The following is a 13509-nucleotide window of genomic DNA, read 5'->3' as shown; positions in this document are numbered from 1 at the left end:
CTCGACAGCTCCTACATTGGGATGGTGTACACCCTGTAGGAGCTGTCGAGTGCAACGAGGCTGCGATCTTTTGATCTTCCACAACGCAAAAGCCCCGGTCATCTAAACCGGGGCTTTTGCATTTCTGGCGTTACGACTTACGAAGCCGAACGCACCGCACCTTGCGACACATTGGTCGGTTGCAGCTTGAACACGTAGAACAACACCGTCAGCAGCACCAGGAAAGCAGGCCCGACATACAGCGCCACGCGAGTGTCCGGGAAGTACGCCATCAGGCCGACCACCAGCACCAGAAATGCCAGTGCCAGGTAAGAACTGACCGGGTACAGCCACATGCGGTATTTGAGACCGGCACGTTCGCTGGCGCTCAGGCCTTGGCGGAACTTGAGCTGGGCCAGCAGGATCATCACCCAGGTCCAGATCGCGCCGAAGGTGGCAATCGCGGTGACCCAGACGAAGACTTTCTCTGGCACCAGATAGTTAAGCAACACGCCCAGCAGCAAGGCACCGATCGACAGCAGCAGCGCGCGACGCGGCACGCCGTTGTTCGAGGTCTTGGCGAAACCGGCCGGGGCCTGGCCGTTCTGCGCCAGGCTGTAGAGCATGCGTCCGGTGCTGAAGATGCCGCCGTTGCAGGACGACAGCGCCGCGGTGATCACCACGAAGTTGATGATGCCGGCGGCGGTCTTGATACCCAGGCGCTCGAAGGTCATCACAAACGGGCTGCCCTGGGTGCCGATTTCGTTCCACGGGTAAATCGACAGGATCACGAACAAGGCGCCGACGTAGAACAGCAGAATCCGCCAGAATACCGAGCCAATCGCATTGGGAATGGTCTTCTGCGGGTTCTTGGCTTCACCGGCGGTCAGGCCGATCATCTCGACGCCGAGGTAGGCGAACATCACCATTTGCAGAGACATCAGCACGCCTTGCACGCCGTTGGGCATGAAGCCGCCGTGAGCCCAGAGATTGGAGATTCCCAGGGCGACGCCGTCATTACCGAAGCCAAATGCGATCACGCCGATGCCGCCGACCACCATTGCAATGATGGTGACGATCTTGATCAGGGCGAACCAGAATTCGAACTCACCGAAGGCTTTCACCGCGATCAGGTTGATCGAGCCCATGCTGATCAACGCCGCCAATGCCCAGATCCAGCGCGGCACGTCGGGGAACCAGACGCCCATGTACACCGCCACCGCAGTGATTTCCGCGACGCAGGTCACCAGCCACAGGAACCAGTAGTTCCAGCCGGTCAGAAAACCTGCCAACGGGCCGAGATAGTCTTGAGCGTAACGGCTGAACGAGCCGGCGACCGGGTTGTGCACGGCCATCTCGCCGAGGGCACGCATAATGACCAGGATCGCCAGACCGCCAATGATGTAAGAGAGCATGATGGCCGGGCCGGCCATTTCGATGGCCTTGGCCGAACCCAGGAACAGGCCGACGCCGATACAGGCACCGAGCGCCATCAAGCGAATATGCCGTTCGCCGAGTTCGCGTTTAAGCGGGCCGCCCTGAGCGGTCTCGCCGTGAGGCAGGTGATTGCCAACTGGCATAGGGGTACCTCGTCTTGTTATTGGATATGACCACCGAGTGTCGAAGCACCGACCGATAAGCCAGCGCTTCTGCGAAACCGGGCCTGCTTCATGGGCAGACACGTCTTGCAGGACCAAAACCTGCAAGATCAGCGGGCATGCAGTATAAAAAGCTTCCAGCAGGGTTTTTCACTCTATAAACCACAACATTCAGCCATAACTCTCGGCAAAAGCGCGGTTTACGGAGGGGCATTACCTGCCTTATGCAGGATTTATTCGCCACTAAAACGGCGCCGAGTATTGCACGGCAATGGTGCATCGTCATGCCCCTACTTCAGCAGCATTTACTACTTTGATACGTCTAGCTCGGCTATTACAGACGACATCACCGTCCCTGTGGCGAGGGAGCTTGCTCCCGCTCGGCTGCGCAGCAGTCGCAAACCCAACACACCGGTTTACCTGGCAGATCACGTTTGCAGGGATAGGGCCGCTTCGCAGCCCAGCGGGAGCAAGCTCCCTCGCCACAGGTCACAAGCCACAAGCCACAAGCCACAAGCCACAAGCCACAAGCCACAAGCCACAAGGAATGGTGCGTACCCGATATTTGGTTATTCACAATTTTTTCACCAACGCCAACCACCGTCTAAGCTTCAAGCAAGTCCGATCAATCTGCGTGAATGGATCAGTCGACTATGGGCGCTTTGTGGCAAACCGATTCGAGTAAAACCGTGGTTCCGACTGAACGAGTGGATGAAGCGCCTTTACCTGAGAAACCCCGTCGCTCCCGGCACGGCTGGGGGGCTTTCTGGTTGCTGTTGCTGATTATCCTGATTGTCCTGGGCCTCGCCGCGGCCAAGGAAATGCGCACCTCCAAGTTTCAGGCCCGGGAAATCAGCAAATACGCCGCCTCGCTGAAGTACGAGCTGCAACCCGGACACAGCGATGCGATTCGCTACCCTGGCGCAGGCCCGTTCGATCAGCGTTTGGGTTACAGCGCCATGGATGAGTTTCTACCGCGACTGCTCAAACGCGATTACGTAATAGCGGCACAAACCCGCTTTTCCCCAGCGCTGATGAATTACACCGACAAGGGTTTTTTTGTGCCCTATGCAGAAAAAATCCAGGCCGGGCTGTCGATCACCGATTGCCGCGCGGCCCCGTTGTACCAGTTCAAGTACCCCCAGCAACTCTATTCAAGCTTTGCCGCGATCCCGCCGGTCGTGGTCAGCAGTTTGCTGTTTATTGAAAACCGTTTTTTGCTCGATCCCCGTCAGCCTCTGGCCAACCCCGCCGTGGACTGGCCGCGGTTCGGCAGGGCGGCGTGGTCCCAAGTGGCCAAACTGTTGGGCCTGCCCGGTCAGTCGGCGGGCGGCAGTACGCTGGCCACGCAACTTGAGAAATATCGCCATTCGCCCGATGGCTTGACGGTGTCGGGCGCGGAAAAAATCCGGCAGATGATTTCCGCCAGCGTGCGCGCCTATCAGGCGGGGCCGGAAACCCTCCAGGCGCGACAAAACGTGATTCGCGACTACCTCAACAGTGTTCCGCTGTCGGCGGTACCGGGCCACGGTGAAGTACATGGCATGGCCGAAGGTCTGCGCGTCTGGTACGGCGCCGACTTCAACCAGGCCAATGAACGGCTGGCCAGCACCGATACCGATCCGAAAAGCCTGTCGGAAAAAGGCCTGGCCCTGCGCGAAATGCTGTCACTGATGATTGCTCAGCGCCGCCCTTCCCATTACTTGACCAAGGGTCGTGATGAATTGGCCAGCCTCACCGACAGCCATATTCGCCTGCTGTCTCAAAACGGCGTGATCGATGCGCCACTCGCCACGGCGGCATTGGCCAGTAAAGTGACTTACCGCGACTGGGCCACCCAGCCCACCATTCAGCCCATCGAAACCAATAAAGGCATCAGTGTGGCGCGCAGCCGCCTGGCCGGTTTGCTCAATCGTCCGCTGTATGACCTCGACCGCCTCGACCTGTCCGCCACCAGCACCTTGCAAGGCGAGCTGCAAACCCAGGCCACCGCATACCTCAAGCATCTGGCCGATCCAGCTTATGCCGCGGAAATCGGCCTGATCGGCGAACGCCTGCTCACCCCCACCAACACCGCGCAGGTGCGCTATAGCTTCACCCTGTTCGAATTGACCCCGGACGGTTCGCGCGTGCGGGTGCAAACCGACAGCACCGACCAGCCATTCGACATCAATGAAGGCAGCAAGCTGGAATTGGGCTCCACCGCAAAAATGCGCGTGCTCACCACCTACCTGCAGATCATGGCCGAACTGCACGATCGCTACGCCAGCATGAGCGTCGCCGAACTGAAGAAAACCGAAGTCGCCGACCCGGATCGCCTGACGCGCTGGGCCGTCGATTACATGATTCAGAACACCGACCGCAGCCTGCCGAAAATGCTCGGCGCCGCGCTGGATCGCAAATATTCCGCCAGCCCTGGCGAGGCCTTTTTCACCGGCGGCGGACTGCACACATTCGTCAACTTCCGCAAGGAAGACAACGGCCGCCTGCCGACCCTGCGCGATGCTCTGCGCGAATCGATCAACCTGCCGTTCATTCGGCTGATGCGTGACCTGGTGCGCTACAGCACTTACTCGGGGCCCAACAGCAGCGCCGAATTGCTCAAGGACGATCGCGACCCGCGGCGTCAGGAATACCTGGCCTCATTCGCCGACAAAGAAGGCACCTCGTTCCTGCTGAAGTTCTGGAAGAAATACCGCAACAAGGACACCCAGGCGCGGCTCGAAACCTTTCTCGACGGCATGCGCCCGACGCCGATTCGCATGGCCGCCGTGCATCGTTATCTATTCCCCCAAGCCGACCAGGAAGACTTCAATACCTTCGTACGCTCGCACCTCAAAGGCGCCAAGCTTCAAGAAAAACTGACCGATGAACGCCTCGAACGCCTCTACCTGAGTTATGGCCCTGGCAGCTACGACCTGCCGGATCAAGGCTTCATCGCCAAAGTCCACCCGCTGGATCTGTGGCTGATCGGCTACTTGCTGAATAACCCCGATGCCAAGTTCAGCCAGATCGTCAAAGCCAGTCAGTTCGAACGCCAGGAAGTCTACAGCTGGCTGTTCAAAAGCCGTCACAAGGGCGCCCGTGACAGCCGCATCCGCACCATGCTGGAGATCGAAGCGTTCCTCGACATTCACCAGCGCTGGCAGAAAGTCGGCTATCCGTTCGATCACCTGGTGCCATCGCTGGCCACCGCTATCGGCAGCTCGGGCGATCGCCCCGCTGCGTTGGCAGAGTTGATCGGCACCATTCTCAACGATGGTGTGCGGATGCCGACATTGCGTATCGACAGTCTGCACTTCGCGGCAGAGACGCCCTATGAAACCCGCCTGATCAACAATCCGGTGGTCGGCAAACGAGTGATGCCTTCGGAAGTGGCCGCCGCGATGCGCGAAGCCCTCTCACAAGTGGTGGACGCCGGCACCGCCAAACGCCTGGCCGGCAGCTTCAAACTGGCCGATGGCAGCCCGTTGGCCATGGGCGGCAAGACCGGCACCGGCGACAACCGCATTGAAGCCATCGGTTCCGGCGGGCGGATTCTCAGTTCCAAGTCAATCAACCGCACGGCAACTTTCGTGTTCTATATCGGCGACAAGCATTTCGGCACCCTCACCGCCTATGTTCCCGGTCGCACGGCGGAGAATTTCAAATTCACCTCGGCGTTGCCCGCGCAGGTGCTCAAGGGCATGGCGCCGATCCTGTCGCCTTATCTGCAACCGGGCACCCACACGTTGTGCCATGCCGGGACGGGATTACCGGTCGTCACTCAAGCTACGGCCGCACTGGGCACATCTGCACGTTAAAGGGTGGTATTCCTGTATTTTTCGCTCTTTGTTTATCGTTGGATTGAGGCGTCTTTCGGGGCAATCCAACCCTGTATTTGAGCTTTTTTCGACCATAGCACCTGCCTAACCTGAAGAGCCTGATTACAGCTTTAGACGGTTAGCACATGACGAATTTATCAAGGATTGATCAAAGACGCCGCAACACCAAAAACCAGGACGGCATTAATGACACCTGGATCGCGCAGGCGCTGCCCGCCTGGATCACCGACATTTCCCCTGTCAACGCTCGCGCATTAAAGGCTGTCCAGCGCGACTTCGCTCCGTTCAAAACCCATGCCCGCTCAGCTCATCATCAGCTCAAAGAGGCGATATCCGAGCACTGGTCTACCCAGAACGCCGTGGACGCCCTGCTTGATAACCTGACCGATGTTTATGCGTTTGCCGAGCCCCTGTTGAAAAAAACGCTCAGCGAGCACTACGGCGACATTGATGTCAGGAACACCTACCTGCGGCTTTACGCCGCCGTCGGCCGCCCATGGTGGGTGCACGATTTCAAGGGTGGCACGAAGGTCCGGACGGTCTCGTTACTGAACGCGGCCCTGCACAATTTCTCGGATGACGAAACATTTTCGGACTTTGCTTTTCTTGACGCGCCGGACCCGCGCGGACAGATGAAAACGCTGCACATCAACCACAGGATTACGGGAGCTCCGCTTACCGCCCAAGCGTTCAAGGCCATCTGCCGTGATCTGGACATCGGCGCCCGCTACCAGCAGGCACTGCGTCAGGCCCTCGGATTCGGCAGCCCCCAGGTCGCCAACAACGTGCGCACGGCGGTCATTGCCAGCCAAAAAGCCGCGTTGAAAGCAGCGGCACATTTGGCACTGCTGAACAAACACATTGATGCGCACGCCCATCGACTCATCCTCGATCTGGTCCATGGCCGACAAGATTTGAGGCTGGACGGCAAGCACGTGAGCTACTACAACCTGGCCATGATGGAAACGGTGCTGGCGGGCATTCTGTTGATCACAACCGACCCGGGACCGGGTGGCTCTCCCGGTCGCCTGATCGCCTATGTGCCACATGACAACCAACACCCACTCAAGGAATACCCCTCGCCCGCCGAGTTCATGGCCGAACTGACCCGCCAGTTGCGGGAAGAAAAACCCGCCAACGGACAGTCATCGGGTGGGTTCGGTTATCAACAGTTCTTCAGCCAGTTCGTGCCCCACAAGGAGCGAGGGCATTTCTTCGCCAGTCTCAATGAACGTCTGAGCACGGTGAAATGGCATCAGCAAGATCGACAGGCCGGCGGCCCCGTCTGGAGGGATACGCCGGTGGACAATCCCAACCTGAGTTTCAGCGTCCAGGCGATCACCGATGACTATCAAAACCGCTCGCCCGACCCGGCCCACGACGACCTTTGGCAATACCTGCTCCGGGTCAGGCTCAACAAGATCGTCAACGATGCCCGCGACCTCGCGATCTCCACCCAGGATGCCGACCGCATGGCCCGTTGGGCCTGGTGGGATAACCTGGAGAAGATGCTCTCGGATATTTTCAATGTGGCCCTGTTCGTGGTTACGCCGTTCGTGCCGGTGCTCGGTGAGCTGATGCTGACGTACACCGTTTACCAACTGACGGATGAGGTGTTCGAAGGCGTTGTGGACTGGGCAGAAGGACAGACCACCGAAGCGGCCGGGCATGTATTGGGCATAGTCGAAAACCTGGTTCAGTTCGGTATCTTCGGCAGCGCCGCCGAGCTCGGCAAATCCCTCTCCTCACCGTTCATCGACGCGATGAAACCGGTGCAATTGCCTGACGGCAGCCAACGCCTGTGGCACCCCGATCTCACCCCCTATCAACAGCACAACCTGTCATTGCCCGCCGATTCGACACCTGATGCCTGGGGGTTGCACCGGCATCAAGGCAAATCCATTCTGCCCCACGAGGGCAAACTGCTTGAGATCGAGCGAGAACCCTCCGGCCGGGTGCGGGTGATTCATCCCCGGCGGTCGGACGCTTATCGGCCGCAGGTGACGCACAATGGTCTGGGTGCCTTCGTGCATGAAGGCGAACAGCCCGGAGCCTGGAGTGAACGCCAACTGATGCGCCGGCTCGGGCATTCGGTCGAGCGCTTTAGCGACGGCGAACTGGAACAGATCCGCGCCATCAGCGGCACCGACCACGATGCGTTGCGGCGGATGTACGTCGAATCCGAAGCGCCACCGCCGCTGCTGGCCGATGCGCTGAAACGCTTCGAGGCGTATGAAGATGTCGCCCGGCTGGAAGAACAGATTCGCAGTGGTCTGCCGCTGACGCCTGATCCGGCTTCGGCCTGGTTCGAACAAACCGTGACCGAGCTGCCCGGCTGGCCTGAGGACAAGGCCCTGCGCGTGCTTCATCAAACCAGTGCTTCGGCCCAGGACCGCCTCTATGGCAATCCCGACGCCTCACCCTCGAACACCCTCAGCATCACGCTGACAGAGGTCATGGCCGGGCTGTTGCCCGAACGCGTGGTGGCGTTTCTGGATGAGCCCGAACTCGCCGTCATGCTCGGCCCCGACGTGCCACCGGCGCATCGGGCACAAGCCTTGCGCAATCAACTGGCCGACTACGTTGAAGGCCATATGAACAGGTTGGCCAAACAGACTTATCGCGCCCGGGAAAAAACCCGCGATCCGCAAGTGAGGCTGCTCAGAGACGCGTTCCCTGAACTGCCCTCAAGCATCAGCCAAACACTGCTGGCCAACGCCACGGGCGCGGAACGTTTCAAGATGCTCAGCGAAAAACGCCTTCCGTTGCGTATAAAAAATCAGGCCCGTGAACTGAATTTCGAAGTGCGCGCGGTCCGGGCAACCGAGAGCCTTTATGGGCATTCGGGGTTAACAGCGGACACCGAGCGTCTGCTCCTGAATACGCTGAGACTGCACAGCGACGTATTCACCGACCTGCGTGTCGACATCCGCGACGGCTCCCCGCACGGTCGCTTGCGCTGCAGCGTTGGCGCGCAATCTGCTACCCGGGTCAGGACGCTCGTCAGCAGCGGCGCACGCAACAAATACGAAGTGTTCGACGAGGACAATCGCCTTTACGGAGCCAGCAGCCTCTATGAGTCGTTGCTGCGCGCAATGCCTCAGGATCAGCGCAACGCCTTGGGTTTCCAGCTCGGCCAGGGCAAGGCGCTCAAACACTGGTTCAAGCAAATCCTCGTCACCCCTGAAGTCCGCAGAACGGCGCTCGCCGAAACACCGATTCGCTCGCAACGTGAGCGGATCACCACCCTGCTGTTACAGGGTGGGGGGCTGAGCAAGGATGGTTCCGCCTCACTGGATCGGCGGGTTCGCGACCTTTACCCGACCTTCAGCGCTGAGGAGGCCACACGATTTGTCGAGGACTTGACCGCGCAAGGTGACCCCCTGACCGCCCTTTCGGCGCTTGAGGATGAACTCGACGACCTGCGCGTCACCCTCAATCAGTGGCGCTATCAGCAACCCGACATCTGGGGGCCTGACCCCCAGGGTTTCCGCGACGGCGGCGGGCGCCACATCGCCGAACGGCTGATCGAGTGTTTCGAACGTCGAAGCCAGGTGTTCGATGAACGCAGCCTGCATCCCCACGGCGGTTATCGTCTCGATCTATCGGTGGAGCTGAGCAGTGTCAATCTTGAGACCTGGTGGAAACAGAAGCCCGATCTCAAGCGGTTTCTCGACAAAGTCTCGGTATTGAATCTGGACAACACGCGTTTCTCCAGCGAACCGGGCGGTCTGTTAAAGGACTTTGCGCACCTGGACGAATTAAGCGCCAGAGGCTGTCAACTGACTGAAATACCCCAAGGCATCACCGCGATGCACGTTCTGTCGACCCTGCGCCTGAACAACAACCACATCCGCCTGACAGCGCAAAGCGTTGAACAACTCAGCCGCCTGACCTACCTGAAAACCCTCAGGCTGGATCACAACCCCTTGGGCGCGCTACCGGACATCGGACACATGCCCGGCCTGATGATCGTCAGCCTGCGTGACACCGGCATTCACACCTGGCCCCGAGGCACCTTCGCCAAACCTCGACCGCGCGGTTTTTTCCTCGACTTGCAGAACAACCCGCTGGCGCGTATTCCCGATGTGATCCCGGGCTCGAACGATGCCTTTGTGGTCGCGCGCACCCGGCTCAACGCGCAAGCGCTCAGTGACGTGAACCGGTTGGCCTACGAAAACCTCAGGAGGTCCGTGGGGCTCAGCCCCCGACATGCCTATCCACCTGCCACCGACAACGATCTGGCCTTCTGGCCTGTCACTGACGACAGCGAATGGTGGACGCCCTCTCCCGGGCTTGGCCGATACCGTGGCGAGGCCTGGAGCGATCTGGCCGATGAACCGGACTCGGCGGGATTCTTTACCGTGATCCGCGGCCTCACCCAATCGGCGGACTATCGAGCTGGAGGCGAGTTTCGAACCGAACTGGCCAAGCGTGTCTGGCGAATGATCGATGCAGCCGACATGGATGCCGAGCTCAGGAACAGGCTCTTCACCATGGCCAGCTCACCCGTTAACTGCGCCGATGCCGGCGCTCAGTTGTTCAACAACATGGGGCTGGAAGTGCTGGCCTCGGAAGCCAGGTCATTGAGCATCTCGCCGCAGATGCTCGAACGTCAACTGGTGACCCTGGCCCGGAGTGCGGCGCGTCTGGATCATGTGAACGAGATTGCCCGGGCGGACATGCAGGAACGGATGGCCAGCGGCCTCACGCCGGATGAAGTCGAGGTCTATCTGGCCTACCAGACCGGTCTGGCCCGACGGCTGGACCTGCCCTGGCAATCACGAAGCATGCTTCACAGGCCGGTTGCCGGCGTGAGTGAGAGCATGATCGATCACGCCTACGGCGCGGTGCTGTCACTGGAGTACGGTGACGGGCTGGTGAACCAGATGCTGGAGCAACGCTTCTGGGTTGAATACCTGCGCGCGACGCACCCGCGAGCATTTGAGGAAAACACCGAGCTGTACGCGGTGGTCAAGGCCGGGTTACTGGCGGATTTGCGGCAGACGCAAAATGAACGGGCTCATACCCGGCACCGCACGGACGAATACAAAAACCAGCTCGCGGAAAAACTCAAAGACCTTGCCCGACAGCTTCCTGTCCCCGAGTCGGTTGTGTTCACTGGCAAGGAAATGACCGATGAGGTGTACAACCGATTGATCAACGACCTTTTCGAAGACGAAAAAGAGCTGGCGCGACGCCTGACCCGAATAGCATTGAGAATGGCAGGTCATTGATAACGCCCTGAACGTTTCGACCACTGCCAGATGCCGTACCTGGAGGCAAACAGTCAGCCGGTAAGTCAAGACGCACAACCTGTGGGAGCGTGGCTTGCCCGCGAAGAACGATGACGCGTAGTACCTGAAAAACCGCGGTGCATTCTTCGCGGGCAAGCCACGCTCCCACAGGATTTTCGTCGCTCAAATGTCTTAACTTACCGGCATTAGCCCAAGGCCTTTTCATATTTCCGAATCCCAGATCACGACGATGTTCCCGGTATAGCGGGCGGCGACGCCAGGTTGCAGCATGTAATCCATGTATTCGCTCGCGACTTCAAAGTGCAATATGCCCGGCCGATTGTTCACATAATTCAGGGCCTGGTATTTTTGCTGCTCCTCCTGCCCCACACGTATCAGACGACGGCGATTGACCGGTACGCCAGCGAGATCGGTCAAGCCATCGGGCAGGGTGACGCTGAGTTCCACCAGGACGGCACGCTGCGAAACGGGATCGCGAATCATGCAGTCGTAAAGCCCGGGGATTTCACAGCCGATTTGCATCTTGAACCGTGACGACGCCGAGATATTGAAGACCTGGTCGCGGAACAGACGTACCGGTTTTCGTCCATGTTGCAGCCAGTTTTGCCACCCGCCGGCCGGCTCCAGCACGACTTTGTTACCACCCGGTGGAATATCGACCTTCAGCGTATGCTCAACATTGAGGGTAAAACTCAATGTCAGCGCGGAGTCGCTCGGCTGCATGATATCGCCCATGTCGAAGTCCATGCCCGGGCCGACGCTGTAGGTCAAATCGCCGATGAAAATTCCGGAAGACATGTGCAGCGGATCGGGTGTTCTCAATTCATAACCGATTTGCACCTGCTCATACCTGAACGTCTCGATTCGATAACCCGCAATTGCAGCACACTCGCCCGATGTGGGCGTCAGCCAGAAAAAAGTGCGCCACGCTGGCTGCACGTACATGCCGCCACCAGAGCTCATGCAGGGCGCAGGTGGTGCCCATGTCCAGTCGGTCCCTCCCCATAAACGGCGGTGCCAGACCGAATTATCATTGGATGGTGAGCCTTCACCGACCAGGTTTTGCGCCGTATCGGGAAGCATGTAACGGCCACCGATAGAAACAATACGAACTTCGACCTCCGATGTCTCTGGCTGACCGTCAGCCTTTCTGATCGTGAGCCGTCGCCAGTCGGCCGGCACTTTGAACATTGCCCCTTTGCGGCGATCGGCATGCCCGGCCAGGATAGGGGCGATTGATTGAAACTCAATGGGGACAAGCAATGAGAACAACCCCTGCTCCTTGCAGAATTCGGGTTGCTGTGCGCAATGTCCGCTCACAGGGGTGTCATTGGTGAACTTGTTTTCATGGGGTTTGGACGGATCCGGCCTGAACGAGGCGCTGATGTCCATGGTCGCGCCGATCGCCGATTCAACGGTTAATGCACACAACAACACCCACCCCGCGCTGCCCTGGAGGAGGGTTTTACAAACCTTCACTGATTTCATCTTCGCTCATGACTCCCTGTCATGGGATGGAGGACGTTTTTTAACGGGCTCAGGGCGCCACGGCACTGAACACCAACAGCACGTTGCCGTAGTAACTACCCGGTTTATAACCTCCAGTGGGGATTGTCGGCTCGATGTCCAACCGCACCCGACTGCCCGCCATGGCCTCCTGTGCCGAGACCACTTGCCGGGGCTGAGCGTCGTGACTCAGCGCCTGACCGTTGAAGCTGACGCGCAGGTATATATTCTCGGCATCGTTGCCGTTGGATATGTAAGGTTCACTCTCCAGCCGCGCCTCAATCGCGCTGGTGTCGTGCTTGACGTCGAAATACTTGCGCAAACCGCCCAAGGTTGAAGTATGAGGATTCCACGGCAATCTCTGCTCGCGATGAATCCAGTCCGTTTCCGCCGGTATCACGTAAAACGCCAAGGTGGGGATGTTCACCGAAATTTCGAACTCATGTTCTTCCCGCGCCGCGAACACCTGGGAGCTCATCAGCGTCGCGGCACTCAACGATGCCGCGAAGGCCCATTGCTTGATCATGTCTGGTACCTGTTCATCAAAGAAAACCGCAGCAACACGGGTCGGTGCTACCGGCTGGCAATGCGCATGGTCTTTTTGGCCTGGCCTTCAATCAGCTGGAAGCGGTACTCACGACCGGGTTTTTTCTCGAACTGAAAACTCTTTCCCGCGAGGATGTGGTGCTTGGTGGTCGGCTCGCATTCGGTCTCGACCTTCAGCGAGCAGTTCTTGAACTCGTCGACTATCACCACGGTGTTGCCGTTGTTGCGAATGCTGTAAGTGCCCGGACCATCATCGATCACGCTGTCGTAACGGGTGTTTTTCGGTCGCACGAAGAACACCGTGCCAAAACCGGCCATCACGTTGACCCCCGCCGACAGGTTCTTTTTGTAGGTGTCGCGGTCCTCCTCGGAAACGGCGAACTCATCCTCCTTTTCCGGCACCACGGGTACGAAGCGCACGCGAAAATACCGCTCTGTTTCACGCTCGCCCATGTACAACAGACGCGAACCCTGCATGCCATTAACGGGCACGATCAGCCGCGCGGGGCTGGCCATCAATCCATCGCGGGCGCTGGCATCTGCCTGGCTCTTGACCGGCACTTCGCGGGGCGTGCCATCGGCGTCGTAGATGATTTCCAGAATGTTGACCTTGACGAAAGCCGTGCTGTCGCCACCATTGAATACCCGTTTCAAATAGGTACTTTTATCGCCATCCAGATAGTCGTAGACCGTCCCGACGTTGATGTTGGGTGCCGCCTGAACGGCCAGGGAAAACCCGCCCAGACTTACCAGTGCAAGCAGACGCTTCATAACCTTGAACCTCATGACATTGAATAC

6 protein-coding genes are annotated in these 13509 nt (G+C 58.9%); 2 read left to right on the top strand and 4 right to left on the bottom strand.

The window, feature by feature from the left end; genetic code table 11:
• Positions 1 to 137: 137 nt before the first annotated feature.
• Positions 138 to 1559, bottom strand: a complete 1422-nt coding sequence (locus PMI36_RS14180; RefSeq protein WP_008072301.1) for an amino acid permease — start codon at positions 1557 to 1559, stop codon at positions 138 to 140.
• A 671-nt stretch (positions 1560 to 2230) separates the two neighbouring features.
• Between PMI36_RS14180 and PMI36_RS14185 the strand changes: the two genes are divergently transcribed.
• Positions 2231 to 5380, top strand: coding sequence for a transglycosylase domain-containing protein (locus tag PMI36_RS14185; RefSeq protein ID WP_008072300.1), 3150 nt, complete (start codon positions 2231 to 2233; stop codon positions 5378 to 5380).
• 146 nt (positions 5381 to 5526) lie between these two features.
• Complete coding sequence (locus PMI36_RS14190; protein WP_008072299.1) at positions 5527 to 10638, top strand: NEL-type E3 ubiquitin ligase domain-containing protein; 5112 nt, start codon at positions 5527 to 5529, stop codon at positions 10636 to 10638.
• Between the two features lie 222 nt (positions 10639 to 10860).
• Here the strand turns inward: PMI36_RS14190 and PMI36_RS14195 are convergent, their stop codons facing one another.
• The 3 genes from PMI36_RS14195 to PMI36_RS14205 are packed head-to-tail and all read right to left on the bottom strand — an operon-like array spanning position 10861 to position 13482.
• Entirely contained in the window at positions 10861 to 12147 is a 1287-nt protein-coding gene (locus PMI36_RS14195; RefSeq protein WP_008072298.1) for a hypothetical protein, read from the bottom strand.
• 49 nt (positions 12148 to 12196) lie between these two features.
• Positions 12197 to 12691: a CS1 type fimbrial major subunit gene (locus PMI36_RS14200; RefSeq protein WP_008072297.1), complete on the bottom strand. Its 495-nt coding sequence runs from the start codon at positions 12689 to 12691 to the stop codon at positions 12197 to 12199.
• A 47-nt stretch (positions 12692 to 12738) separates the two neighbouring features.
• A complete protein-coding gene (locus PMI36_RS14205) occupies positions 12739 to 13482 on the bottom strand; it encodes a hypothetical protein (protein ID WP_008072296.1) in 744 nt (247 codons plus the stop codon).
• Positions 13483 to 13509 lie beyond the last annotated feature (27 nt).

The organism is Pseudomonas sp. GM79 (assembly GCF_000282495.1).
In the GTDB taxonomy this organism is placed as follows: Bacteria; Pseudomonadota; Gammaproteobacteria; order Pseudomonadales; family Pseudomonadaceae; genus Aquipseudomonas.
This window is presented reverse-complemented; position numbering and strand designations above follow the sequence as displayed.